This window comes from Phycisphaera sp., assembly GCA_025916675.1.
Lineage (GTDB): Bacteria > Planctomycetota > Phycisphaerae > Phycisphaerales > UBA1924 > JAHCJI01.
The window spans coordinates 1,322,603-1,349,320 of sequence record CP098402.1 but is presented as its reverse complement, the minus strand read 5'-3'; the positions used below and the strand labels follow the sequence as shown (position 1 = coordinate 1,349,320).

21 protein-coding genes are annotated in these 26,718 nt (G+C 68.3%); 7 read left to right on the top strand and 14 right to left on the bottom strand.

Annotated elements, in window-relative coordinates; translation table 11 throughout:
* Positions 1 to 24: 24 nt before the first annotated feature.
* Positions 25 to 1,272 (top strand): Xaa-Pro peptidase family protein, encoded by a 1,248-nt coding sequence (locus NCW75_05845; protein ID UYV13805.1) that lies wholly within the window; start codon positions 25 to 27, stop codon positions 1,270 to 1,272.
* Here the strand turns inward: NCW75_05845 and NCW75_05840 are convergent.
* The 3 genes from NCW75_05840 to NCW75_05830 form a co-directional block, all read right to left on the bottom strand.
* Complete coding sequence (locus NCW75_05840; GenBank protein ID UYV13804.1) at positions 1,269 to 1,679, bottom strand: hypothetical protein; 411 nt, start codon at positions 1,677 to 1,679, stop codon at positions 1,269 to 1,271. The two genes, NCW75_05845 and NCW75_05840, sit on opposite strands and share 4 nt — an antisense overlap.
* A complete protein-coding gene (locus NCW75_05835) occupies positions 1,676 to 2,086 on the bottom strand; it encodes an alkyl hydroperoxide reductase (GenBank protein ID UYV13803.1) in 411 nt (136 codons plus the stop codon). The genes NCW75_05840 and NCW75_05835 overlap by 4 nt, the downstream gene beginning before the upstream one ends.
* Before the next feature lie 61 nt (positions 2,087 to 2,147).
* A complete protein-coding gene (locus NCW75_05830; protein ID UYV13802.1) occupies positions 2,148 to 2,834 on the bottom strand; it encodes a hypothetical protein in 687 nt (228 codons plus the stop codon).
* 76 nt (positions 2,835 to 2,910) lie between these two features.
* Between NCW75_05830 and NCW75_05825 the strand changes: the two genes are divergently transcribed.
* Genes NCW75_05825 through NCW75_05810 form a run of 4 tightly spaced genes read left to right on the top strand, consistent with a single transcriptional unit; the run spans position 2,911 to position 8,975 of the window.
* Positions 2,911 to 4,743 (top strand): glycosyltransferase family 4 protein, encoded by a 1,833-nt coding sequence (locus tag NCW75_05825; protein ID UYV13801.1) that lies wholly within the window; start codon positions 2,911 to 2,913, stop codon positions 4,741 to 4,743.
* A 16-nt stretch (positions 4,744 to 4,759) separates the two neighbouring features.
* Positions 4,760 to 6,178: an ABC transporter ATP-binding protein gene (locus tag NCW75_05820; GenBank protein ID UYV13800.1), complete on the top strand. Its 1,419-nt coding sequence runs from the start codon at positions 4,760 to 4,762 to the stop codon at positions 6,176 to 6,178.
* The gene (locus tag NCW75_05815) at positions 6,175 to 7,008 is read left to right on the top strand and encodes a sulfotransferase (GenBank protein ID UYV13799.1); all 834 of its coding nucleotides are present in this window, start codon (positions 6,175 to 6,177) and stop codon (positions 7,006 to 7,008) included. The genes NCW75_05820 and NCW75_05815 overlap by 4 nt, the downstream gene beginning before the upstream one ends.
* Positions 7,005 to 8,975: a sulfotransferase gene (locus NCW75_05810; protein ID UYV13798.1), complete on the top strand. Its 1,971-nt coding sequence runs from the start codon at positions 7,005 to 7,007 to the stop codon at positions 8,973 to 8,975. Before NCW75_05815 ends, NCW75_05810 begins: the two co-directional genes overlap by 4 nt.
* On the opposite strand, the gene NCW75_05805 is transcribed toward NCW75_05810, so the two are convergent.
* The 4 genes from NCW75_05805 to NCW75_05790 all read right to left on the bottom strand — a co-directional run bounded on the left by NCW75_05805 (position 8,972) and on the right by NCW75_05790 (position 14,609).
* On the bottom strand, positions 8,972 to 9,568 hold the full coding sequence (locus NCW75_05805; protein ID UYV13797.1) for a hypothetical protein: 597 nt from the start codon (positions 9,566 to 9,568) through the stop codon (positions 8,972 to 8,974). The genes NCW75_05810 and NCW75_05805 overlap by 4 nt on opposite strands.
* 96 nt (positions 9,569 to 9,664) lie before the next feature.
* Complete coding sequence (locus NCW75_05800) at positions 9,665 to 10,318, bottom strand: hypothetical protein (protein UYV13796.1); 654 nt, start codon at positions 10,316 to 10,318, stop codon at positions 9,665 to 9,667.
* 413 nt (positions 10,319 to 10,731) lie between these two features.
* Positions 10,732 to 12,684, bottom strand: coding sequence for an ankyrin repeat domain-containing protein (locus tag NCW75_05795; GenBank protein UYV13795.1), 1,953 nt, complete (start codon positions 12,682 to 12,684; stop codon positions 10,732 to 10,734).
* On the bottom strand, positions 12,681 to 14,609 hold the full coding sequence (locus tag NCW75_05790) for an ankyrin repeat domain-containing protein (GenBank protein ID UYV13794.1): 1,929 nt from the start codon (positions 14,607 to 14,609) through the stop codon (positions 12,681 to 12,683). Before NCW75_05790 ends, NCW75_05795 begins: the two co-directional genes overlap by 4 nt.
* Before the next feature lie 35 nt (positions 14,610 to 14,644).
* Here NCW75_05790 and NCW75_05785 point away from each other — a divergent pair, with 35 nt between their 5' ends.
* Complete coding sequence (locus NCW75_05785; protein ID UYV13793.1) at positions 14,645 to 15,376, top strand: hypothetical protein; 732 nt, start codon at positions 14,645 to 14,647, stop codon at positions 15,374 to 15,376.
* Between the two features lie 8 nt (positions 15,377 to 15,384).
* On the opposite strand, the gene NCW75_05780 is transcribed toward NCW75_05785, so the two are convergent.
* Complete coding sequence (locus NCW75_05780; protein ID UYV13792.1) at positions 15,385 to 16,311, bottom strand: hypothetical protein; 927 nt, start codon at positions 16,309 to 16,311, stop codon at positions 15,385 to 15,387.
* Between the two features lie 157 nt (positions 16,312 to 16,468).
* On the opposite strand from NCW75_05780, the gene NCW75_05775 reads away from it, so the two are divergent.
* The gene (locus NCW75_05775) at positions 16,469 to 18,178 is read left to right on the top strand and encodes a hypothetical protein (GenBank protein UYV13791.1); all 1,710 of its coding nucleotides are present in this window, start codon (positions 16,469 to 16,471) and stop codon (positions 18,176 to 18,178) included.
* On the opposite strand, the gene NCW75_05770 is transcribed toward NCW75_05775, so the two are convergent.
* The 6 genes from NCW75_05770 to NCW75_05745 all read right to left on the bottom strand — a co-directional run bounded on the left by NCW75_05770 (position 18,165) and on the right by NCW75_05745 (position 26,534).
* Positions 18,165 to 19,991, bottom strand: a complete 1,827-nt coding sequence (locus NCW75_05770; protein ID UYV13790.1) for a HAMP domain-containing histidine kinase — start codon at positions 19,989 to 19,991, stop codon at positions 18,165 to 18,167. The genes NCW75_05775 and NCW75_05770 overlap by 14 nt on opposite strands.
* Positions 19,992 to 20,711: a response regulator transcription factor gene (locus tag NCW75_05765; protein ID UYV13789.1), complete on the bottom strand. Its 720-nt coding sequence runs from the start codon at positions 20,709 to 20,711 to the stop codon at positions 19,992 to 19,994. It lies immediately after the preceding gene.
* Positions 20,711 to 23,065, bottom strand: coding sequence for a VIT and VWA domain-containing protein (locus tag NCW75_05760; GenBank protein UYV13788.1), 2,355 nt, complete (start codon positions 23,063 to 23,065; stop codon positions 20,711 to 20,713). The genes NCW75_05765 and NCW75_05760 overlap by 1 nt, the downstream gene beginning before the upstream one ends.
* 105 nt (positions 23,066 to 23,170) lie before the next feature.
* Complete coding sequence (locus NCW75_05755) at positions 23,171 to 24,463, bottom strand: hypothetical protein (protein UYV13787.1); 1,293 nt, start codon at positions 24,461 to 24,463, stop codon at positions 23,171 to 23,173.
* Between the two features lie 129 nt (positions 24,464 to 24,592).
* Positions 24,593 to 25,354, bottom strand: coding sequence for a hypothetical protein (locus tag NCW75_05750; protein UYV13786.1), 762 nt, complete (start codon positions 25,352 to 25,354; stop codon positions 24,593 to 24,595).
* A 325-nt stretch (positions 25,355 to 25,679) separates the two neighbouring features.
* Positions 25,680 to 26,534 (bottom strand): restriction endonuclease, encoded by an 855-nt coding sequence (locus NCW75_05745; protein ID UYV13785.1) that lies wholly within the window; start codon positions 26,532 to 26,534, stop codon positions 25,680 to 25,682.
* Positions 26,535 to 26,718: the final 184 nt, after the last annotated feature.

Sequence of the window (26,718 nt, the reverse complement as noted above, 5' to 3'; positions counted from 1 at the left end):
TTCCCGGCGCGCCAATCATGGCCCATGGCTAAGAAACCACCCGCCGCTCCCGCTCAGCCCTACACGCCCATCGCCACCGCCGAGATCAAGAAGCGCCGCCAGAAGGTCGCCAAGCTGCTGAAGGATCGCGCCGCCGTGGTCTTCGCCGGCGAGCACTCGGCCTCGCTCCGCGGCGACTGGGAGCCGAGCGTCGAGTTCCTCTACCTCACCGGCATCACCGACGAGCCCGGGGCCGCCCTGCTGCTCGACCCCAGCCACCCCAACCCGCGCCGCCGCGAGGTGCTCATGTTCCGCACCCGTGACCCCGAGGACGAGGCCTGGCACGGCATCCGCGAGGGGCTGAGCCCCGAGCTGCGCGATCGCCTGAGCGTGGGCACCGTGTTTCGCACGAGCCGCCTGAATTGGCTCGTCACCGAGGCCGCCAGCCGCACGGGCAAGCTCGCCACCCTGCACGAGCCCCGCCCCGCGCCGGCGGGCATCAACCAGGATCTGGCCACCTTCCGCAAGGCCGCCGAGCGGGTGCCGGGAGTGTCGATCGAATCGATGTGGCAGCCGTTCTACCAGCTCATCGCCGCCAAGAGCCCCGCCGAACGGAAGCTCATCCAGGGCGCCGTCGACGCCACGATGGCCGGTGTTCGCGCCGCGGCCCAAGAGATCAAGCCCGGTGCCAACGAGGGCACCGTCATCCGCACGCTCGTCGCGACGTTCGCCGACAACGGCGGCGACGGCAACGCCTTCAACCCCATCGCCGGGTCGGGCGTCAACGCCACCGTGCTGCACTACGGCGCCAACAACCGCACCATGGAAGACGGCGACATGCTCGTGCTCGACAGCGGCACGAAAATGGGTGGTTACTGCGCCGACATCACCCGTACCTTCCCGGTCAACGGCACCTTCAGCAGCACCCAGGCCGACGCGTACGAGCTGGTGCTCAAGGCCATGAAGGCGTCGATCAAGGCGTGCAAACCCGGCACCTGGATGCACGACGTCGACATGGCAGCTCGCGAGATCATCGACAAGGCCGGCTACGGCCACGCCTTCTACCACGGCATCGGCCACCACATGGGCATCTCGGTCCACGACGTCGACCCCAAGACCCCGCTGGGCAAGGACTCGATCGTTACCATCGAGCCCGGCCTCTACCTGCCCGACGAGAACATCGGCATCCGCATCGAGGACGACATCCACGTCACCAGCGACGGCCCCAAGAACATGAGCGCCAAGCTTCCGCTCGATCGCAAGGGCGTGGAAGCGATGATGAAGGACAGTTAGACCATCGCGAGCGCGATCACGCCTCGTACGGTCCAGAGTGCGGTGCGCAGCCAGTTCGTGGCGACGAGCTTCCGAATGATGGCGGCGTCGTGGCCCTTGCCGAGTTGTCCATGCAAGGGGACCTGCACAAAAAACGTCGAAAGCCAGACGATCGCAAGCAAGACAGCGCCGGAGATGGTCATGGCACCGGGATCAAGCACAAGCAGCCATCCGGCTGCGGCAAGCTCGACGAGCATCATCGGCCCAACGATGAGCGTCGTGAGCGACTGGTGCCGGCGACTGTATTGGGCCCATCCGCGCTCGCCCACGCCAACAAACAGCGGATAGTGGACCACCTGCACGAACCAGATCAGGCCCACCATGAACCACGTGGCGGCCGCGTGGCCCAACGCGACGTGTTCGGTCATGCCGACCGCCCGGACCGCTTCCACGCGTCACGCAGCATGAGCGAGAATGGGATCCACCAGACCAGATCGTTCGTGAGGATGGTCGCACCAAAACCTACCGGAAGATCGCCGGCCAAGACGGCCTGCGCGAAACCGATGGGCCCGAACACCTTCCCCAGCAAACCCACCAGCACGATGGGCCAGTGTCGGCGATGGTCCCTCGCGGCGATGATGTAGCCCACGCCGTACACACCAACGATCATCCCGATGCACTGCCAAAGCTGGGGATAGACGGGGCGCTCCATCTCCACCAGATCAAAGAGCAGGCTGGGAAACAGGACGACCGCCGCGCCCCAGAGGATGTTGTACACGCCCGCGGCCCAGAGCCACCAGAACGCCCAGCCGCGAGAGTCACCAGAGTTGGTCATGGGCGATGATCCCCGCGCAGACTGTTTGAGGTATCCGACACTACTGGGAGCCGGGAAGTTCCTAGTGTTTTGGCGGTTGCCCCGCGGCCCTGCGCCCAGCGTGCCGGCGTGCCAACGCGAGCGCGTGGGCACCGAAGAAGACCGGCAGCAGCATCTCGAGTCCCTCTTCGATCGCCGAAAACATCACTCGCATTCGCGGCCCGAGCGTCAGGCCGAAGTCCTCGTCCATGATGGCCGGTGCCCGGTCAACCACCTTTGTGAACACCAGCATGAAGAACGCGAACCCGAGCGCGAACACCCACCACGCCCAGGGCCGCTTCCACGGCCGGAGGTGGATCAGCCTGGCGATCAGAATCACGATGCTGGCGATAACGGCGATCATGATGCCGCCGGCGATGATCCGCTCGGGCATGGTGCCCTCGCGGTAATAGAACGGCGGCTTGAGCATGCTGTATTCGGTGAACTTGATGTGCCAGTCCCACTCTCGGCCGGCCGCCGCGATCGCCACGATCATGCCCGCGGCCACTTCCAGCGTGGGCTTGCGGAACACCAGCGGGATCCACAGCGCAAAGGCCAGCCATAGCCAGGGCGAAGCCTGTTCGAACGGCCCGGTCTCCTCGAAGATCGGCCTGCTGTCCTCGATCGGCAGGGCCAGCGCCAAGACGCACACGATCGTTGCTGTCAGCACCGCCAGCAGCACGCTACCCAGGAACGCGAGACGGCCGGCCTTTGATCTTGTGCTGCTCACGGAACCATGCTAGGTTCTGCCCTGCCAACAACGGCTACTGTGGCCCGCACGGCCCGATCGGCCGGGGAGCCCGCCTGTGCTGCTGATCTCACGCGAATACCCACCATTCGTCGGCGGCGGCATCGGCACATACACCGTCCGCATGGCCCGGGCCCTGGCCGCTCAGGGCCACCAGCCCACAGTCGTCACGGTCGGTGACACCGATTCGCCAACCATCGAGCAAGCCGACGGCGTCCGCGTCGTCCGCCTGCCCTTCCTGGCTTATGTTGAACTCGAGCCAGACTGGGCCGGTCCGCGTCCGAGCATCCTGGCATCCCCATCAGGCCCGGCCTGCCATGCCGCGTTCTGGGCTTTCCACCGCGAGAGCGTGCTGGCGATGCAGCTCCGCGAGCATCTGCCGTGGCTGCTCGACACGTTCCGCCCCACCGCCATCGAAGCCCCCGACACCGGCGCTTTGCTCTGGTTCGTCCTCAACGAGCGCCGCCTGGGGCGCGGCCCGCTTGCCGAGCTCGGTAAGCAAGGCCCGCCCGTCATCGTGCATTTGCATTCGCCGACCGCCTGGATCGAGAAACTCCAGGGCGGCCCCCAGCCCGGACGGGCGATGGCCGAGCTGCGATCCATGGAGCGCGACGTGTTGCGCTGGGCCGACGGCGTCGCCTGCCCGAGCCGGGCACTGGCCGACTGGACGCGGGAGTGGGAACCATCGATCGCCGGCAAGGTGCGTGTGACGCCCTACCCACTGGGCAAAACCGTCGACCTGGAGTCGCCACACCCATCCGAACCTGCCGCACTCTTTGTCGGTCGCATGGAACGCCGCAAGGGCTTCGACACGCTCGCCGAGGCCTTGGGCATGCTCGATAATCGAGCACCGAGCCTGCGTGTCGCCGGACGAGACACGTTCGATTGGATCTCGAACGAGCAATTCGGTGCGGCCGCGCTCGCCAGGCATCTCGACCCTACAACACGCAAGGTGGAGTTGCTGGGCGAACTCGAGCCGGACGCCCTTGCCCAGCAGCGTCGCCACTGCTCCATCGCAATCGTTCCCAGCCCGAACGACAACTACCCGAACACCTGCATGGAAGCGATGTCCGCCGGCCAGATCACCATCGCCGCGCGCGCCGGGGGCATGGCCGAGATGGTCGAAGATGGCGCGAGCGGCCTGCTGTTCACGCCGAACGACACCAAGGATCTCGCCCGCGCGATCGAGCACGCTTCCACCATGACGGGTGAGCAACGCACGATCATGAGCCGCGCCGCCCGCCAGCGCATCGCCATGATCTGTGACGACGCCACTGTCGTTGCCCAACGCCTCGACCACGCCGGCTCGATCGTGCCCACGCTGCCGACACCAGATCCAGAACGCGAGGTCGCCGTCCTGGCCTTCCCGGGCATCTCCGATGAGCTCCGGGATATCCTCACCGCCGTGTTGCGCGCCAATCGAGCGTTCGACGCCGTCGCCCCCTGGTTCGCGCGCACCGGGCCGGACGGCCGCGAGGTGCTCCCCTTCTCCACGCCGTCGGCCGAGCACCCCGAATTGCTGGTCGAACACCCCGGCCCCATCGCGATCGATGCCCGGCGATGGCGTCAACTCGAGGCCAAGGGGGTTGGCCTTGATGCCACCAGCGTGCTGCGAGCCTTGGTCGAGCAGGGGGCCGAGGTCGCCGCGCTGCCCGAGGTCATCGCGGGACCGACCGGCGACGACAACCTCGCCCGCCCCGGCATCCCCACGCCACAGCGACTCACCGACGCCGAGCGGGCCCTGGCCATGCTCGCCGCCGCAGACGATCGGGCGAGGCAGGCCGAACGCGACCTCGAGCAGGCCCACGCCGAGCGGGCCGAGTTGCACACCAGCCGGGCCTATAAGCTCGCACAGAAGTTGTCCAACCTGCGCCGCCGCCTGCTCGGCTAGCCACTACAATCGACTAGTGCAAGACTCCACTCTCACACGCACGACCGAATCCGTCCCTGACGACAACTGGGCCGTGCGCTGCGATGGCATCGGCAAGCGATTCAAGCTCTACAACAACCCCTGGCACCGCATCGCCGAGTGGTCCACGCTCAACCGCCTGAATCTCCACCGCGACTTCTGGGCCGTCCGGGACGTGAGCTTCGGTCTCCGCAAGGGCGAGTGCCTGGGCGTTGTCGGCCGCAACGGCAGCGGCAAGAGCACCCTGCTGAAGATGGTCACGGGCGTCAGCATACCCACCGAGGGCACGGCCACCCTCAGCGGCAGGGTGCTGAGCCTCATCGAACTGGGTGCGGGCCTCAACAAGGACCTCACCGGCCGCCAGAACGTCCACAACATGGCGCGGCTGCTCAACTTTCCCCCGGGCTTTGCGAAGTCCAAGATGGAAGAAATCGAAGCGTTCGCCGACGTCGGCGCGTTCTTTGATCGGCCGGTCCGAAGCTACAGCAGCGGGATGACCGTCCGCGTCACCTTCAGCATCTTCGCCGCCTTCGAGCCCGAGGTGCTCATCGTTGACGAAGCGCTCAGCGTGGGCGATATCTTCTTTGTCCAGAAGTGCACGCGACGCATCCGCGAACTCCTCGAAAACGGCACCACCCTGCTGCTGGCCAGCCACGACGCCGGCGCGATCACCAATCTCTGCGACCGTGCGATCCTGCTCGAGCAGGGCACCGTCTCGTTTCAGGGCGAGCCGGTGGACGCCATCGCGCGCTACCACGCCGCGCTTCGTCAGGGTGGAGTGCAGAAGACCCACGGCAAGTGGGAACGCCCCGAAGAAACGCCCGAGCAAGCCCAGCAGGTCGCCACCCAACGCGGTACCCGCCTGGCCCAGCGCATTCTCGACGCCAACACTCTCGACGACAATGAGGATCAAGAACGCCGTTACGGCGAGGGCGGCCTCCGCATCATCGCCTGCCAGATCTGTGACGATCAGGAACGCGACGCAACCATCCTGGGCATTGGCGACACGCTCCACGTGCGTGTGTTGGTCGAGGCGACCCAGGCTGTCCAGAGCCCGCGCGTGGGCATCCGCCTCATCGACCGCTTCGGCACCCAGGTCTTCGGCCAGGGCACACTCCAGCAAGACACCGAGATGCCCGCCCTCGGCCCTGGCGATCGGCTCGTGGTCTCGTTCCAGCTCGAACTCCAGCTCAAACCCGGCGAATACACCCTGGGCCTCTCGGCGAGCGAGCCAGACGATTCCGGCGATCCAAACGGCGCCCTCTTCCACGACCACATCAACGGACTCGGACCCATCCGCATCAACCACCCCGCCCACCAGCCGCTCCCGTTCTTTGGGACCGCCCGCCTGCCGCTGTCCGTGTCGTGCGAGCCCGCCGGTCGTGAGACAACGACCACCGTTGAGGCCTCGTCGTGAGCGAGCCCATCGCATTCCTGACCGGCTGCGGCCGGTCGGGTACGAGCATCCTGGGCACCATGATCGGGGCCAGCCCGGATGTACGGTACCTGAACGACTTCTTCCCGATCTGGATCGAGCCCTTCCCGCAGTGCGACGCCTGGGGCCTGCGTGAAGGCACGCGCCGCCGGGACAACTGCATCGAGCTCACCGAGGACGACCTGACCGACGAGGGACAGGAACAGTTCTGGGAGATCACCCGCCAGCAACGCCAGAGCAAGCCCCTTCTCGTAGAGAAGGTCGCCCTCAACAACTTCCGCCTCCGCTTCCTAGCGACCCTGGCACCCGAAGCGAAGATGATCAACATCGTCCGCCACGGCGTCGAGGTCGCCCGCTCCATCGCCAAACGCGTCGAGGTCGGCCAGTGGTACGGCGAGGGCGACCGCAAATGGCACCTGCTCGAGGACCTCGCGCGCGGCCGCGGCCTCGACAACGAGCTGGCACTCTGCACCAACCATGTCGCCCGTGGCTTGCTCGAGTGGCGCATGAGCGTCGAGGTCGCCGGCGAGCACATCGAGGCCATCGGCGACGATCGCGTGCTCCAGGTGCGCTACGAGGACCTCATCGCCGACGCACCGCTCGTGGCAACCCGCATCGCCGATCATCTCGAGCTTTCCAGCGGCAGCGCCGCCATGCGAGCCTGGGCCCAGGGCCGCATCGAACGCAAGAATCCCACGTCGACCGACCTGCCGCCGCCGCCCGAAGCCGAGGCCATCGCTGGCGATGCCCTGCGTTCGATGGGCTACAACCCGTCCGGCGGCATGCTCCGGCGTCCTACCGTCGCCCCATGACCTCGGACGCCCCGCTGAACACCAAGCCGCCCATCATCATCCTGGGCGTCCCGCGCAGCGGCACCACGCTGCTGCGCACCATGCTCGATGCCCACCCGAGCATCGCCTGCGGCCCCGAGACGCCCTGGCTCGCCGAGCACCAGCCCGCCTCCCTCCTGGGCCTCGTCCGCGCCATGCGCGACCCCATGCACGGCTACTGCAAGAGCTACAACCAACCGCCCGAGATCGTGCATCGCGCCGCACGACACTTCCTCGACGAGGTCATGCTCGCCTACGCGACCGCACGCGGCAAGACCCGCTGGGCCGAGAAGACGCCCAACAACCTCCTCCACCTCGAAGCCCTGCACGAACTCCTCCCCGACGCCAGGTGGGTCTGGATCACACGCGACCCGCTCGACGTGGCCCACAGCACGACGACCGTCGCCGCCCACCGGCAGGGCATCGCCCCAGTCTACGAGAACACGCTGCGGCTGACCTCGAAGCAATCGGTTGCCTCGACGCCCCTGGCCGCCACCCTGCGATGGGTCAACTGGAACCGCCGCATCGACGGGTTTCTCAAGGACAAGCCCTTCCACCACCTCACCTACGAGGGCCTGGTCTGCGCGCCACACGCAGAACTGCGTCGGTTGTGCGACTTCATCGACGAGCCATTCGATCCCGCGATGCTCGCCTACGACACCGACAAGCACGACCTGCCCAAGTGGGAGTGGGGCAGCACCGACGTCGCCCAGCACGGCAGGGTCGTCACCGGCCGCATCGGTGCGGGGATCACGCACTTCGACGAGCCGCTGCGCGACGGGCTGGCGGCGGTCGCGTCGCTGTGGAGCCCGCCGGGGCGGCCCGGGCCGGTCGATGCGCGCCCGTGCCTGCCGGCGCACGCCATGGCGGCCCAGTTCATCGGCGAGCAGGCGGCCGAGCTGCTGCCCTCGCGCGAGGCCAGCAGCCCCGAACGGCACGCGAGGCTGGGCGAGGCGATCGTGGAGCGCGCCGCGCTCGGTCCGGCGGCCGATCACGGTGGCGCGCCACCCCTCCCAAGCCCGCTCGCGCCGGCGGCGCTCGCGTTGGCGTTCGCGGGGTTGCCGGCGGCGATCGCGCCCGCCAGCGGCGAGCACGCCGACGCTCTGCGCAAGCACGCCGCGCGCTGGGATGTTGAAGGCACGCTCACGATCGCGCCGAGCGGCACCGCCGAGCCGAAGCCCAAACCCATCACCACGTCGACCGGCGACCCCACCGGCCTGCGCACCCCAACCCCCGCGCCGCGCGCCATCCTCGCCAGGCTCGAAGAGCTCCAGAGCCCCCCCTTCACCGGCTTCATGGCCCAGCTCAACACCTTCGCCAGGCTCCACGGCCTGCGCGAGTTCGACTCATGGTCCAAGATCTGGGAGTACCCCTGGCTCTGGCTGCACGCCATCGAGTCGCTGCCCCTGGCCGGCCTGCGCATCATCGACATGGGCAGCGAGCTCAGCCCCATGCCCTGGTGGCTCGCCACCCTCGGTGCTCGCGTCACGCTCGTCGAAACAACACGAGGCATGGAGGGCACGTGGGCGAAGCTCCGCGAGAAACTCAACGTCCGGGTCGACTGGGCCTTCACCGACGACGAGACCATCCCCAGCCCCGACGGCCACGCCCACCTGCTGACCAGCCTCAGCGTCATCGAGCACCAACCAAACAAGCGCAAGGCCATGGACGAGATCGCCCGCGTGCTCGTCCCCGGCGGGGTGCTGGCCATGAGCTTCGATATCTGCGAAGAAGACATGGGCATGGCCTTCCCCGAATGGAACGGCCGCGCGCTCACGATGGCCGAGTTCGAGGCCGACCTCTGGAACCACCCCGCGTTCGCGGCGACCCGCCCGAGCGGCGCGATCCCGTGGAACACGCAGGACATCGGCCCCTACTTCGAGTGGCACAAGTCCACCGCCGAGCACCACACGTACGTGACCGGCGCGGCGGTGATGCGGCGGGATTAGCGTCTGCGTCTTGCCGTCAGCAGCAACCCGCCCAGCACGAGCGCCCCCGCCGGCGCCGGCACCACGCGGATTGTGGCTTCTGCCTCGGCAAAGTCGTCCAGGCGGGATTCGGACTCGGGCGAGGAGAGCTCGAAGTACACGTCGAACCTGATGGTCTCGGTCATCAGGCCGACGTCGAGCGGGGCGGCCACGTCGCTGGGAGCCGTGTACGTCGCCTCCCAGAAGGCGATCGGGTTGCTCCCGTCGGCATAGATGCCCGCTAGGCCGTTCAACTGCCCGGCGAGGATCAGATTCACGCCTCTGTCGTTGATAGTGCCCTCGCTCGTGCCCGGCCCGTCCATGGGCCGGACCAGACGCAGATCGCCCAGCCCCTGCGCCCCGGCCGACGATAGCAGCGAGGTCGCCACGCCCGCCATGGCGTAATCCCTCGGATCGAAATACGCCTCCATCCGGATCGTCGTCGACTCGCCCGGCATAAGCGTGTCGTCGTCCACGATGATCGTGATGCCGTTGCTGGCGATCTGGGCGCTCGCCGCGCCGGTGGCCAGCAGCAGGGCCGCGGTCGAGAGCGTGGTCGTTGCGGTGCGTTCCATGGGCTCGCCTCCTCCGAACACCATACCGGACGTTCCGCCCGCGTGCCAGCAAAGCGCGGCGATGGACGCGCGCGATCCCGGGCCCACGGGCAGCCTCTACGCGGCCGCCGTGCCCGCCTGCTTCGCCTCGCGGACCGAGCCCAGCCGCACCAACACGATGTCGCCGGGCACCCGGTGCCGGCCGTGCTGGGCGTCAATGGCGTACCAGGCCTCCCCAACCCCGACGTGCAAGGTCTCATCGCTGAACCGCTTGCTGGTCGTCGTGCCAAGGATCGTGTAGTCGTTCTCGCCGGGCAGCGACCGCTTGACGATGTAGAACGTCCCCTGCGGCCCGCCGCCGTCCCACGAGAGCTCGACGCTCCCGCCCTGGCGCACGACGAACCTGGGGCTGTTCGGCGTGTCCGGCGGCCCGGCGTCGCCGGCCTTGGCCCTGGGGCTGAGCCCCGCCAGCACGTACACGCTCTCGTCATCGGTGACGGCCGCGTGCGTCTTCATGGCGCTGATCGCCGCGCGCGTGCGCTTCATCGTGTGGCGGATGCTGATGCGCCACGCGAGGGTCGCGCTCCTGGCCCGATTGGCGGCGCTGTCGGCCTCGAGCCGCTTGATGCGGCTCTCCTCGGCCAGATCGCCGACTTCCTGGGCGAGGGCCTCGCTCAGCCCGATCGCCCCGGCGTGGTCGATCCACTGCTGGGTGTGGGCCTCGATCCAGTCGAGGGCGTCGGTCGGGTTGCGGGGCATGTTCTCGGGCATGGCGGCGGTCCTGTCTGGGTCCGGTCGGGGCCTCCGGCGGCCCCCGCGACCCCATCCATCGACCAGCATGGCCGCCCGCTTCACTCGAATACCCCACCGGCGGCCCGGCAAGCCCCAAACCGGCATGTTCTGCGCCCGTAAACGGGTTTCAATGGTCCCAGGACAGGTGTGAACGCTCCCATGACATGCGTCTACGCCCCATTCCCAAGCGTCAACGCCCCGTTGACGCTTCGCAATGGGGTGTTCACACCTGTTCATGAGCGGTTGCATCATGGCACGGGCCGGTCGACATCGCCCGCCCGACCCGCCCGGGCCCGCGGCCGTCCTGCCCAAGCCACGGGATGAATCGTCCAAGCCCCGGGCGGTCTCGCGTCGGCAACCGGCCGTCTCGCCCAAGCCCCGGGCCGGCTCGCTCAGCCACCGTCGGGGGCGGCGGCGTCTTGCGGCGATTCGCCACGGGCATCCCATTGGGCTTCGGCGGCTTCGAGGAGATCACAGATGCGCCGAACCTCGCTCGGCCGGGCCGCGCGATGCTCGGACGACACTCTTCGGAACGTGCCGAGATCAACGTCCTGACCATTGGCGAGCACCGTGCGGACCGTCAGGCCGTCGACCTCTTGCGCAGGGTCGGCCCCGGCGTCCAGGAGGATGCGCACGAGGTCGGCGTTCAGCAGGCACGCCGCGTACCAGAGCACCGACCGCCCCGACTCGTCGGGCGCTTCGACCGGGGCGCCCGCGTCGATCAGGCGCTGCAGGATGGCCGGCTCTTCCTCGCGCACGGCCTCGTACATCGTGTACGCCTCCGGGACGGCGCCGAATTCGAGCAGCGCGTCCAGGCACGGCAGGCAACCGCCCCGGATCGCCCGTGCAACCTCGTAGTCGTGGACCGCGCGCATCGGCTCGGCGTGCCGCTCAACCAGGGCTCGCGTCATGCCCAGATCGTGCGACGGTTCCCATGCCCAGGCCAGCGCGTCGGTGTCGATCGCCATCTGGAGCAGCGACGTGGACTCCCAGCTGTCCAGCGACAGCCCCGTCCGCAGCAGCAGGTCGAACAGGGCGATGTCGCCAGCCCGAACCGCGAACGTCGCGGCGTCATACAGGTCCCGCTGCGACCGAGGCTCGCCGTCAAGGACACGCTCGGCGATCGACAGACTCGTGCGAGAAATGAACTCGACCTCCGGCCAGGAGTTTCCGCCACCATGCGAGAATGGCAGCAACCTCTCGACGATGTCCTCGTGCCGGCCGAGCATCGCCTCGTGCAGCGGGGCGTCGAACGGGCTGTAGCCCCACGGGGACGCGCCCGCATCGAGCAGCGTCGCGACGACGTGTGCGTGCCCGCGGGCCGCCGCCCAATGCAGGGCGGTTGAGAACTCCACCGCCTCGTGCGAACCGACCATGGGGATGAACTGCCCCTCAATATCCGCGCCGCCCACGAGCAGCCGCTCGATCCGCTCCACATCCCCCACCGCCGCCGCATGATGGAGCGGGGGCAACCGATCGACCGCCATCCACCGGTGCATGAGCAGCCCGGCGCTCGCGCTAATCACCAGCACCAGCGCGAGCGAAGCGCCGAGCATCGGGGCGCGGGCGGTGAGCAGCTCGGCGATGGTCGTGCGATGTTGGAGGGAGCGTCCGCACTCCGTGCAAGGCGCTCCGTCCGGAAGACCCTGCACGGAGTGCCCGCACCGGACGCAGCGGTCCTTCTTCCGCCGCCGCCATCGACGCAGCACGCGCAGCGCAACCAGCGGCGACAGTGCCACGCCCCATGCCAGAGCGAACACGATCGTGTTCACGACCAGCCCGCCGAGCATCGGGCGCACGGGAACCACCGCCGCGAGCCCGCCGGCCGGCCAGGCATCGACACCGGGACGATCCGCCTCGGCGATGGCATCGTGCGAGATCGGCCATTCCACCGCCATCGCCGCCACGCCCCCACGCACGAACTCGCCCGGCAGCGCGAACTCTTCCGGCCCCGCCCCGCGTGTCGCCCGCACGCACCGCATCGGCCACCCGGCGCTGACGTCCCACGCCACGTCCCGCGTCCGCTCCCGCGCCGGAACGAACGGCCCGGGCTGGTCGGGAAGGTCGCGGCCCACGCTCCACGCCGGCAGCTCGGTGGGCGATTCGAGATCCGGCGGCCCGTCCCACAGGTCCAGCGCGTCGAAGGTCCGCCACGTCAGCGTGCGATCGCGCCCCTGCTCGACCAGCCACCCGCGCATCTCGGTCCGCGCGCCGGTTGGGTTGCTCGTGAGGGGCGTGTCGGGCCACCCATCGCGATCGACCAAGGCGCCGGCCCAGGCAACCAGCAGGCTCGTCGCCAGGCCGAGGACGAGCAGCAGGGCCAGCATGAACACATACCGCCTCACGGAGCACCCCCCGCCGCTTCGAGCAGCTCGCGGACTTCCTCGTAGCCCTCGGTGCCCCGGCGGGCGTGCCACCAGAGGTCCCGTGGCGTCCGGCCTTCGGCATCCACTGCCGCCGCGTCCGCGCCGGCGTCGAGCAGGACGCGGACGTTCTCGTCGTGTCCCTCGATCGCGGCCCGATGCAACGCCGTGCGCTGGTTGTTGTTGGTCGCTTCCAGGGGCACGCCCAGCTCGACCAGCCGCCGCACGACCGAGGGACGCTCGCCGTACGAGGCGACCGTGTGCAGCAGCGTGTTGCCGAGTCGGTCGGTGACCATCGGGTCGGCGCCGCGCGACACGAGGTCGTCGATCGACAGCGGCGAGTCGTCCGTCCGGACCACGCCCCAGAAGAGCCCGCCCGAGACGGGCGCGGGATCGAACCCCCGCGCGATCAGCGCATCGAGCAGGCCGAGGTCCCCCCACCGCGATGCGCCGATGGCGATGTCCGCGGTCGCCTGCTGCGAAGCCGAAGCGCGGCCGAGCACCATCCGCTGCACCGCGTCCGACCGGCCCGCCAGCACGATGTCGAACAGCCCCAGCGGCACCGGTCCCGCGCCCGCCGCGTCGGCCTCGTCGAACAGCCGCTCCAGGAGCGCCGCATCGTCGTGCCACGCCGCGATGGCAATCGGCGACGGCGTCGTCTTGGGTTGGTCGAACACGGACGCCCGCGCGGCCAGCAGGCGGTCCACGACGTCACCGTGCCCGCAGGCGATCGCCAGGGCCAGCGGCGAGCGATCATCGCCCACCATGCCCACCATGCTCGGGTCCGCTCCGGCGTTCAGCAACGCGTCGACCACGCCGGCGTGCCCGCGCATGGCCGCCCACTCGATCGCCCGGGCCCCCTGCATCGGGCTGGTATTCAGCGACCGAAGCTCCGGCGCGGGGTCGTCCACCGGCGTTCCCGCCGCGAGCAGGGATCGCACGAGATCGGCATCGCCGTCGGCGGCGGCCTGGTATAGCGGTGGCAGGTGTTCGGCCGTCACCACCCGCTGCGCGGCGACGCCAGCAGCCCACACCATAGCAAGCACCAGCGCGAGCGCCGGCAATGCCACCATGCCCCGCCACGCCCACCGGGGCCGGCACTCCATGGCCATGCCGCACTCAGGGCACGTTACGATCGGATCACGAGCGGCCCCCAGTACGTATCCGCACCCCGCACAGCGGCCCGTGCGCTCGCGTCGCTTCCATCGCCACCGCAACCACAGCCACACCGGCAGCATCACAAGTTGCAGCACGACAAACCAGATCGCCGCCCACGCGATGGTATTGATGAGCAAGCCGCCCCACATTGGCGTGAGCGGCAACGCGTGCTCTCCCTCGGTATCCCATCCGATCATGGAGTGATGCAATATGCCACCCCAGCGATAGGCCCAGTACGACGCCAGCATGCCGCCTCGGATGCGTTCGCCGGGCGTGTCGAGGCGGTCATCACCGGCCACCCACCACACGCGCAGGCATCGCGCCGGCCAGCCGGCCTCGCGTTCCTCGAAGCTCGGGAGAGCGTCTACATAAATCGCGTAATGCGGGGCCACTTCCTCGGGTGATTCCATCGCGCGGGTAAACGCGGGGAGCACCAGACCCTCAATCGTGCGACCGCCGTCCCACTTCCCACTCGACATCCGACGCAATTCAGAGATGCACGGATCGGCCATCCACTCGGGCCGCCAGCCCCAGCCCCACCGACGCGTCAGCGTCGCATCGGTCCACTGCGCGATGCGCCAGTCGTTCACCTCGCCCATCTCGACGGTCGGCTCGTTAAACCACGTGTTTGTAAGAACATTGTCGGGGACGCCACCGCGGAACATCGTCGCCCCGGCCCACGCCACGCCCACGCTCGAAACCAGGCCAAGCAGCAAGAGCAACACGACCATAGCCACAATCCGCCGCATCATCGATGCTAGGGAGCCCCCGCATACCATCCCCCATGCCCACCGATCGCGACTCCCGCCGCCGCCTGCGCTCGATCGAGCTGCGAAGCGAGGACCTCGTGCTCGTCCGCCTGGTGCTCGCCGTGGCGCTGCGCGTGATCGGAGCCCTGCTCTGCGTGATCGCTGTCGCCCAGATGGTCATGATTACGGGGTACGCCCTGCAACCGGGGTGGGGCGGGCCCTCGACGCTCGAGCTTCTCGCGCTCTTTGGCGAACCGGCGATCAAGATCGTCGCCGGCCTGGGCGCGATCATCATGGCCGGCACGCTCGCTCGCCACCTCGTGCCCACGCGCGTGCCCAGGCCGAAGTGCCCCGCCTGCGGCTACGAACTGACCACGCTCGACGACGGCCGCTGCACCGAGTGCGAGTACGAGCTGACGCCCGCGCGCGACGGCCCGATGGACTCGATCGATCGACTGCTGCTTACGCGCAGCTTCGTGGCCACCGCCGTGCGCATCGCCGGCATCGCCATCGGTTTCTACGGCATCGGCCGCTTCGCCCTGCTCGGCGTGAGCAAGTTCATGCTGTTCACGCCCTCGGTGACCGAGCAGTACCTGGCCGACCGCGACCTGCTCTGGGCGGTCGTCCTGATCGCCCTGGGCATCACCGCGTACGCCCTTGCCGACTGGCTCGCCCGCGTCGCGCTCCTCGGCATCGCGCGCAAAAATGGGGGACCCGCGCCAAGCGACGCGGATCCCCCGAACGACCAGGACCCGGATCTGTCCTGACCGCTTCCTTACTCGCAGCCCGCGTCGAACGCGTTCTGGAAGCAAAGGAAGTCGAAGATCGTCAGGTCGCCATCCCCATCGCAGTCCGCCGCGGCATCGCCCGCATCGAACGCGTTCTGGAAGCCCAGGAAGTCGAAGATGGTCAGCTCACCGTCGCTATCGAAGTCGGCGTAGCAATCGGCCTCGCCGCCGAGGAAGGCGATGCTGCGGAACGTGACCGTCGAAAACTCCAACGTAGCCGCTCCCGTTGCCGTATCGATGGTGTACAGGCCGCCACCCTGCTCGCGAGCGGCCCACAGGGTGCCGCTGCTATCGAAGGACAGATCGTTGAACCAGTTGCGCACCCCCGGAGAGGTGGCGTTGCCGATGAACTCGGCCCCCGCCGTCGCCAGATCGATCCTGAACAGCGAAGCGGCGTCGATGTCGGTCCCCCAGCCGACGCCGTCGGCATCGATGGCAAAGCCCGTGAGCTGGTCCAGATTGGGAGCCGAGAGGCTGCCGACGAGCGTTGCCACTCCGGTGCTGCGATCGAGCGTGAAGAGGATGCTGTCGCGAGCTCCATACAGCGTGTCGGTGGTCGGGTCATAGGCCACCATGCGGAAGTTCCAGTTGTCATCGGTGTCACCCACCACCGAGCCAGCGCCGGTGGTCTCGTCGATCAGGAACAGCCGGTCGGAGATGCCATCATTAAACCCGTCGATGGTGTACAAATCGCCGTTGTCGTCGAAGTCCATCCCGCTGAAGATCGCCTCGGCCCCGGTCAGGAAGGTCGAGCTGAGCTCCCCGCCTGTAGCCGGATCGAGCTCCATGAGGATGGGCGAAGTCGGGCTGCGCAGCGCATAGAGCTGCTCTTGCGCCAACGCACCAGAGACCACGGACAAGCCAAGACCAGCAGCGGCAGCCAGCAGGCCGGCGCGATTCGTTGTGTTGAACATCATCAATCTCCCTCGTATACGTTCGTTGGAACGAAGCAGGCAAGCTCCGGAGAATCCCAACCCCAAGCGCAAGCCGCCTACCGGGTCGCGTATGGCCAGAGCACGCCCCGCGTTACGGCTGAAACCCCATCGTGACGATGCCCGTACCATTGCCACGATGCCCCTCCCCGCACAAATCAAGCACACCGGCCACGCCCTGGCGCTCGGCGTCGCGCTCCTCGCCGGCTGCGCGGTGCCATCCGCGCGCCCGATCCTGAACGAAACCCCCACACCCCTCATCGCTGGTGCCACGCTGGTCTCGGCAACCGACCGTGCGGGCGCGGCTTGGTCAGAGACCAGCCCCATCGGTCCACCGCCCATCCTCCTGAGCGACGGCCAGAACATCCCGACCTCTGCCATCACGGTTGCTCGTCGCGAACCGCCGTCGGCCGGCTCCACATGGCTCCCCAATCCCGGCACATGGCAGCGCACGACCACGATCGACGACCGCTCGACCACCATGCTCGTTGCTTCTCTACCGATGAGCGCGATGGGCCAATCGATCTGGATGACCGGCCGCCGACTCCCCGCCTACTGGCTGCTCCCCGACCTCGACGCCACGCCACACCCCACAGCGAGTCCGACACGGTTCCCACCAACAGCCGACCCCACGCACGCGATCGGGTTGGTCCAGCCGGAACTCAACAATCCAACCATCCGCTGGCGTGCCGAGCTCGCGTTGGCCAGGCTCGGCCTCGATCCCCCTCCACCAAGCTGGTCGGACGCCGTCCTCGAAGCGTGGGAAGAGCAATCCCACGCCCGCTGGCACGCCGCCGAGCGTCGGCTGCGAGCCGCGGATCACCTCGCCGCCGACCGACTCATCGATGCGCTCACCCGATGGCTCATCACCGCGGATTCCGCGCTCCCTGCCTGGCCAACTCGTGCCAAAGACATCAACGACCTGATCCTCGCGATCCTCCGGCCCGGCGCGAGCGATGAGACCGTCCGCCGTACCGCGCTCGCGTTCCTCGAACGCCAGCCGCAGTGGCTCGCGTGGGTTGCCGACGACGCCGGCGGCATCATCGGCGGGTCGATTACGGTCGTGAACCTCTCCGCAACGCCCGCACTGCTCTCCGTGCGCGCGCCAACGGGCCCGTGGGAAGCCCACGGCATGCTCGGGCCGGGCCAACTCGCGCGCGTACCCACGCCATCCAGCCCGGCCGCGTCGCCGGCACCAACCGTCTGGGAGGTCCGCCTTGGCGGACGGACGCGCGCCCTGCCGATCACGACCAGCGCCATCCCGCTCACACCTCCCGGCATGACCATCGGCCCCTTCTGGTACGATTGGACACTCGGCGGCCTCATCGCGGGCACTGGCCAATCGCCAAGCCCGGGCCAGACCGGCTGGATCGGCGGCCTCATCCACAGGGATCCCCGGCTTGGCACACCCTCATCAACATCCAGCGGTTGGGTTGTCTACATCGAAGTGCGGCGCCCGCCCTGCGACCTCCCGGACCTTGGAAGGCCCGCTCCGGCCATTGATTCGGTCCGTCTCAGTTTCGGCCCCACCAACGCCAACCGGGCCGTGGCCACCGTCCGCTGCACGGGCCTCACAACGTTCAATCTTGGCACGCCGGGCCAAAGCGCCATCCTGAATACCGAGACCGACCGCTGGGCATTCACACTGCCCATCGACAGCGCCTGGCTCGAGCCGGATGGCACCCTCCTCATCGGTGTCGAATCGCTCCCCAATGACGGCCACCGCGCGACGTGGCCTCGACCGCGCCTGCCCGGGCAGCAGGCCGTCGGCCGCGTTCGAATCGATCCCGCGGCATGGCACTTGCAATCCGCCATCGACCGTCGAGCCGAGACCATCACCGCTCGCTAGCCAGCGGCAGGCTCAGCGTGAAACACGCCCCATGCTTCACCTCGTCGAGCACCAGGATTCCGCCCATCTGGCGTGCCAATCCGCGACCGAGCGCCAGCCCCAACCCCAATCCACTCTCGCGTAGCTCGTCACGCTGCGATCGATGGAACGCGTCGAAGATCCGCCGTTGATCCCGCCGCAGCACACCAGGGCCCCAATCGCGCACCGTGAAACGCGCCATGCCCCCATCACAACGGACCGAGATCTCGACCTCCGCCCGCTCGGCCGAGTGCGCGTACTTGCACGCGTTCTCGATCAGGTTCCCGAGAATCCTCACCGCGGCATCCCCATCCACATCAAGCGTCCGCGATGCGACCCCCTCTCCGACGCGGTTGCAAACCGAGAGCCCGGCATTCGCCAGGGCCAGAGCCTGCTCGTCCACGGCCTGCTCGACGAGTTCCCCGACAATCGGCCGTCGGGTATCGGCATGGCCGTTGTCAGTGGTACGCCCCAGCCTCGCATACGCCAGCACGTTCTCGATGATCCTCGCCAGCCGCGCCGATTCCTCACGCAGCGTTCCGATGAATCGATCGCGCCGCTCCCCGTCTCGCGCGGCGTCAGTCGCCAGCAGATCCGCGTACAACCGCACGCTCGTCATCGGCGTCCGCAGCTCGTGCGTCACCGCCGACACAAAACGCCCCCTCCGCTCGGCTAGCCCCGTCGCCAATCGAAGCACGACGCCGATCGCAATCACAGCCAGCAGCGCCGCACCCCACGTCAACACAAGCACCACGCCGAGCGGAGACGCCAGTTCCGCCCGGATCGTGCCAGCCTCGGGCACCTCGATCACCGCCGGGATCACCGCCAGAGAGCGAGCCTCCATGGCACCCGGCCGGAGCCGCGCCCCGGGCACCAGGTCGCTCACCTGCGATGACAACCACTGCTGCAACGAAGGCCAGTCCAACCACACACCTTGACGCAGCGGCGTCCCGCCGACACGCACGTCGCGCATCAGCACGAGTTCCTCGCCCGACAACCACGACGCCGACAACGGCCCGAGCACGACGTCCGGTTGCTCGAACGCCCTCCGATTGTCCGGCGCTTGCCGCGATCGAGCGGCCGGGACGCGATTCGCACGCTCGGTCGCCGGCTGTTGCATCGGCTCAGACTGTTTCGACTGCTCGGCCAGCAAGCCGAGCGACGCATCTCCCGGCGAATCGGAGCTTTCCAGTTCGACGCCGGCCTCAAATGCCCGAGGAGACTCGGCCAACTGAGCCGCGGCGGCCGTTTCCTGGCGTGCCAGGCGATCGGCATCGACCGTCGCACCCACCAACTCGCGGCCGATGACAGGATCGGGCGTGCCTGTCTCAAGAAGCTGCGCCAGCATCAGCCGCAGCGCCTCGGCCGCGATGACATCATCCGCCGCCACATACTCCGACTCTGCCAGGTCCCGCAGATTTCCATCGGGCGCCTGCGGGCTGGTGACCCGACCATCGGGCCCGATCTCAAAGTGCAGCCGCACGAACGGCGGCACCCGGGTCAGCAGCGGGCTCGGCACCAGTACCTCTCCGGGCTCGACCGGCCCGAGCATCGCGCTGTACGCCCGCTCGGCCGCATGGAACGGCCGGTAGTGGAAGTAAGGTCGGGCGCTCTCGGCCGCCAGCACCGCCATCAGCGCGCTATCCATCCGCCAGAGCGCCAGCCGCGCCGCCTCGTCCTCACGACGCTGGCGTTGCAGGTCGAGCGCCTTGTACCCGGCGTACCCCAACCCCTCGAGCACGGCCGCCGCACACACCACGTAGATGATCCACGGGATGATCCGGCGCGTACGCAACTACCCAGCCGCCTCCCCGGCCGCCACCGCGCCCGCGAGCATGTACCCCTTCCCGCGCACCGTCACGATCACCTTCGGATCCGTCGGATCATCACCAAGCTGCTCACGCAATCGCGCGACCGCCATGTCCACCGTCCGCGTCCGCATCCCGCGCGGGTCGAGCCCCCACACGCGACTGAGCAACTCATCTCGCGAGATCGCCCGGCCAGCACTACCCGCCAAGTACGCCAGCAGAGCCGCTTCCTTCTCGGTGATCCGCGTCGTCTCATGCCCCTCGCGCGTCACCTCGCGCCGTTCCAGGTTCACGCTCAACCCATCGAGCACGATCGCACCAACAGAGGTCGGCCGCTCCGGGCTCCGCCGCAACACCGCCTCGATGCGCGCCACCAGCTCCTCGGTCCCAAACGGCTTCACCACATAATCATCGGCCCCGCCCCGCAACCCCTTCACCCGCTCGGTGCTCTCGCCGCGAGCGGTCAGGAAGATCACCGGCAACCCAGGCCGCGCCCGCCGAAGCTCGGCCATCACCTCGTGCCCGTCCATGCGAGGCATCCGCACGTCGAGCAGCACAAGGTCGAAGGCCTCCCCCAGCGCGCGGGAGAGGCCCTCTTGACCGTCCTTCGCCACGGCCGCGTCGTACCCAAAAGCGTCGAGCGCATCAGCCACGGCCTTCCGCACACCGGCGTCGTCCTCGACGATGAGCACCCGCGCCCGGGCCATCAGGGCGTTTCCGCCACGGGCCGCTTCACCAGGATCACCCGGCCGCCACGGTTCAGCAGCACGTCTTGACCTAGCGCCAGCACGCCCTGCCGCTTCTCCGCCGCCAGCTCATCGGCCAACTCGAAGTACCGCTCACTGGCAAACTCGACGGTTTCGTCCACGTCGGCATTGTTGGCCTCCACCGCCTCGAGCAGCGAGGAATCGACCCACTGCCCGTTGCGGCTGAAGAGTGTCTGGTCGGCGACCTGACGCATGCCGGTGAGGATGACCTGGGCACCGCCGGCGGTCTGGACACTGTTCGTCATCACCGACATGCGTTGCCCGGCGTAAAAGTTGCTCGCCTCTTGCTGAACGCCACCCAGACCAGTACGCTCGCGCCCAGCACGTCTGAGGGCCAGCTGGAGGTTGGCTTCTGGCGTCCTTGCTGGTGCCGAAGCGGTTTCCGAGACTTGTGCGCCGAGTCGCACAGCACCAGCCACATCAGCGTCGCGTTGCCCGAAGGCCATCTGATCATCGAGATCGACGCCCGATTCGATCGCCAGGAACGACGTGTACTCCGTCAAGATACCCCAGCGTGTGCTGAGCGCAACGATTTCGTCGATCAGCTCCTTGCTGACCGCTTCGCCCTTGCCATCCGCCCCGGCCTGCCGCACGGCATCCACAAGCTGTGCAATCCTCCGCTGCGCCCATAGCCGTGGGACGAACGAATGCTCCACGCTCGCCCGCTTCGGATCGAAACTCATCCCGAACGTCCGCTCGCCTTCACCGCCCTGGCCACTGAGCGTGAACTTCAACGCCTTGTCCTGGTCGGTATACCGCCCAAGCACGATCAACTGATCGCCCTCGAAGATATCAGGCAACTCACCCGGCAGCATGTCCTTCACACGCGAGGCAGTCCCCGGCTTGAGCGTGGGCGACGCCAGCACCGGGCCGGTCAGCCGCCGGAACACCTGCCCCACCTTCACCTCAACGTCTTCCTGAGGCAGCACGAACGTCGGCGCGCCGCGCGTCTCGCGGCTCACCGCCGTCAGCAGCGGCGCGTTCACGTCATACCCGACACCAAACCCGAACACCCGCCGCTCGTGCGTGTTCCCCTTGGCCACCGCCTCACGGATCGCCGTCTCCTGCGTGATCCCCACCGTCGGCAGCCCGTCGGTCAGGAAGATCACCATCGGCAGCACGCCCTCGGCGGGCTCGGTCCGCATCGCCGACACCAGCGCGTCGTGGATGTTCGTCCCACCCACCGCGCTGATGTCGTTGATGAACGCGATCGCCTCGGCCTCGCTCTCGGTCGTCTTCACGACCGCCCTCTCGCTCAGCTTGTTGATCGTGTCCGAATACGCGATGACGTTGAAGTACTCACCCTCGTTCAGGCCGCTGATGACCTGGATCGCCGCCTCGCGAGCCTGCACGATTTTCTCGCCGCGCATCGAGCCGCTCTTGTCGATGACCAGCGTCACCTCACGCTTCACCACTTCACGCTCTCCCTCGAGCGCTGGAGGCCCGGCCACCAGCATGAAGTACCCACCGCCATCGGCGTCCGGATACGCCAAAAATGAACTGGCCAGCATCCCCGCCTCCAGCGGCTCGCGCAGCCAACCCACTCGCATCGACCCCGGCGTGCCACTGAACGCCTCGGGCCCCACCGACACCTTCACGCTCGTGGCGTTCAGCTTCTCGGTGCCAATGTCGTGCGTCGGCGAATACACCGTCGCGATCGGCCGCGACCCATCGATCGTCAACGCGAACGACCACGGCGCGCCCTGCAACATCAACTCCGCCGATCTTGGCAGCACGTACTCCACCCGATCGCCAACCGATTCCAGCGTGTGGTCGTACGTCAGGCTCACGGTCTGCTCGCCGCCCGCCGGCACCGGGAACACGCTCGACCGCACCAGGCTCGTGCCCACGAACTCCAGCAGCGCCGGGTCCTTCATCGACGCCACGATCTGGTTGTAGATCTTTCTCGCCTCGTCGGCCGGCATGATCTTCGCGATGCCATCCTCGCCCAACCCTTCAAGAACGAACTTCCCGACCGCCGCCCCATCGGGCACCGGCAGCAGCACCTGCGCCTCGGCCATCTGGTTGCCATGATTGAACACCGTCAGCCGGAGCGTCGTCGTCGCCGCCTGCTCGGCCGTGCTTGCCACGACCTCGACCTTGCGGATCTCGATCTGGGATCGCACCTCACCCTGGATCCACGCGCGCCGCTGCGGCACGACGATGTTGACCCCACTCCGAAGAGCATCATCCCCCGCCTGCCCCAGAGCCACCGATGCGGGCATGGCCGTCGCCACCGCCAGAGTCAGTCCCAGAATCCGTCCAGTGATCGCTTGTCGTGTTAGCCGCGGCATGAGTCACCTCCAATGGCGGGCGAGAAAGACCCCCGCACATACAGTGATACTTCCGAATCGGCATCTGGTGCGCAACAGGCCCGTAACGGATGAGAAAAACCGCCCTCACGCCTCCCTGCGGGCCGCCTGCTCCAGAATCGCGTCCGTCGCCGCCATCGAGGCCTCAAGCCCGTCGAACCGCCCCGCCACGTCCTCCAGGGCACGGATCTGCTCGGCCAACGCCCCCGGCTCGGTCATCAGCGTCCGCGCCGCCATCGCGATCGGCTCGGCCCCACCAAAGTGCGGCACCATCTCGGTGACCACACGCGTCCCCGCGATCAGGTTGGGCAGCGTGAAGTACCGCGTCGACACGATCCACCGCCCGATCAGGTTGTACAGGAACTCGTTGGACTTGTAGAACACCACCATCGGCCGCGCCTGCCGGGCGATCTGCAGCGTCACCGTGCCGCTCACCACCAGCGCAATCTCCGCCCACCGCACCGCCGAATCGGTATCACCAGCGATGAACGACACGCCCTCGGGCACGCCCCCATGCCGGTCGGCCAGCTGCCGCAGCCGCTGCTCGACCGCGTCGTTCACCGCGACCACCATCGCCACCGGCGCACGACCATCGCGCGTACAACTCCCGCACGCGGCCAGATCCCTGTACGCTTCGAGCAGCAACGGAAAGTTCTTCTCGAGCTCGCTCGGCCGGCTCCCGGGAAACAGCCCGATCCGCCACGGCCCCTTCGCCTCGCCTCCCGAGAAGTCCGGCAGTGTCTTCGCCTTCTCCAGCACCCGCTTGGGGTCCAGCTCGTGATCGAACAACGGGTGCCCGATGAACCGCGCCGGCACGCCCCGCGTGGTGAACCATCCCTCCTCGAACGGCAGCAGGCACAGCACCAGGTCGGTCAGCCGCCGCAGCTTGGCCACCCGCCAGCTCCCCCACGCCCACACCTGCGGCGCCACCAGATGCACCACCCCGGTGCCGTTCGCCTTGGCCATCGCCGCGATCGGGAAGTTCGCCGCCGGCGAGTCCACCGGCACGTGCAGCACCGGCTTGTGGGCCGCCATCCACCGCCGGATCCGAGCGTTGATCTGCTTGTGCTCGCGGATCTTGGCCAGCCCGGGCAGCCCCATGACGGCGTTCTCCCCCGTCCGCTCGACCACCACAGCCCCGGCGGCCTCCATCTTGGGCCCGCCCCACGCGTACACCGGCCGCCCCGGCTCGCGCTCGATGATCTCGGCGATCACCGGCGCGGCGTGGTCGTCGCCGCTGGGCTCGAACGCCGTAAAGAGGATCGGCCGCTTGGCGGCGGTCCGAGGAACCGCTGGAAGGTGGGCTGGGATGGCCGCCGTCGCGGCCGTTTGGCTGGCCGGGATGTCCGGCGGCTGGGTTGGGCTCTCGGCGTCCTGCACACGCCAGTGAAGCCCCCGGGCGGGGCCGGGTCAACCGCACGCAACCAGAACCGGTCTAAACGAGAACGGCCCGGGGCTTAGGAGTCCCGGGCCGCACACGAATGGAGTCCGATCCTGGTGAGCGCCGGCTCAGCCGGCCTTGGCGCTGCCCTTGGCCGTCTGGGCGTCCTTGAGCGCCTGGGCGTCCTCGATGGTCAGCGTCTCGCCGCCGTCGCTCTCCGCGGTGGCCTGCTGGGCACCGGTGGCCTCCGACTGCTGGCCGTTGCCGAAGTAGAACGGCGCCGGGTAGCTCCACTGGCTGAGCACGCCGGTGGTCAGCTGCGTCCGCACGCGGTAGCTGATCTGCGCCAGCCCGCTGGGCACGGCGGTATCGACGTACCGCTTCTCGCCGATGGTGGCCACGTAGCCCCAGGCCCCCGGCTGCTGGCCCACCTCGCGCAGCTGACGCTGGACCTCGAAGACCGCGCCGCCGGCCTTGGAGCCCTTGAAGCTCAGCTCGATGTCGCCGCTGGTGGTGTTCGTGGTCCGCAGGTCGGTGGGGATGGGCGCCTCGGTGCGCGGCGTCGCCGGCTTGGGCGGGTCGATCTGGGCGAGCTGGTAGAGCTGGTTGGTGCCGTCCTTCTTGGCGGCCACGCGGATCTGCTGGACCAGCAGCGAGCCGAACTCGTACAGGGCGCCGATGGCCTCGTCCTGCGCATCGACCTTGGCCCGGTACTCGTTCCAGCCTTCTTTGGCTTCGTCGAATTTGGTCTCGGCGTCGGCCAGCAGGGCCGCGAGCGCCGCGGTGTCTTCGGCGGTGAGGGTGAGCTCGGTCGCGCTGGCCGTCCACGCGGCGATGCGCTGGTTGAAGAAGTCGAGCGTGCCTTGCTGCGTTTGTTCGATGGTCGACATGGTGCTCCCTGCCCTTGTTGCGGTCCCGGGCGTCCGGCGGCGATCCACCTTCCCACCCCTGTGCGGCCCCACGTGCGAGCCGCTTTCGGGGTCATCGGGAAACATCTGGAGAACAACCAGCGCCGAGGGGATGTCGCCGCCGAAAAAGTCCGGTTGTACGGCCTGGGCCACTCCGTGGCGGGGTTTCGGGACGTGGACGGGGGGCCCACTCCGTGGGGGGCACTCTTACTTCCCTCCCCCGCTCCCAGCGGGGGAGGTGGCCGAGGTCTTCCGAGGTCGGAGGGGGGCGTGTGCAACGAGCCCACGTGGTGACACGTGGGACGGGCTACGACGATTCCGCGATGGCCAGCGTCGCCTTGCATTGCGGATAACTCGAACACCCGAAGAACGCCTTGCCCGTGTTGGGCCCACGCCTTGCGACGCGACGCTCCATCGCCGCCCCACAGCGCGGGCACGCTGGCACGGCTCCAACGGCCGGTGCCGTCGGCACGGACGGAGCGTCGGACGCTGGTACCTTCTGCACCGCGCGGATCATCGGCCACAGCGTCTTGCCGTCAATGAGTTCCACGCCCGACGCCGCGGCGAACGTGCGCGCTTCGCTCGTAAAGCTGCCCGAGGCGACGAGCATCCCGCGCTGCGCCCCTTCGGCAGCCACCACGCCGCGCAGCTCGCGCACCGGGCCCACGCCCACGCGCGTGGCCTTCCAGTGCTTGCACTGCACAAGGGTCTTTTCGCCGTGCCTGTCCAGTCGCAGATCAACCCCGCCATCGGGGCCGTGCCCACCGGAGCGTTCCACCGCGTACCCGCGCCGCCGCATCGCCTCTGCCAGCAGCAGCTCGAACTGCTGCCAGGTCAGATTGTCGATGGTCTCGGGCCCGCGCTGCCGGTCCAGGCGTTTGCGGTCGAACGGCTTGGCCACCATCGCGAAGCCCCAGACGATCAGGATGCCCATCGCGAAGACGGCCCCGATCATGGGCACGACCGACCGGATCAGCTTGGCCATCGGCCCGGCCATCTCGCTCGTGGTGCCGATGGCGGTGATCAGGAGCGGGATCACGCCGAAGAACAGGACGAGCACGCCCGCCGCGAAGGCGGGCCCGACCCACCACGGGGCGTGGCGGAAGAGCTGGAACATCTCTTCCCAGTCGATCCCCTCGTCGTCGCGGCGGTAGCGTGGCATGGAGCCAAAATAGGCCAAGGACAAGCATGACGTGTAGGTCGGCGCTAATGGCGAACGCCCGATGCAGGTAGTGAGGCCATCACCGAACACCCTACGAAATCCAGTGCAAACTCCTCGGTCAGTGCCAGCCGTCGGGCCGACACCCCTCTTGCTCAGCCAGTACCTGAACCGCCAGACCGATTTC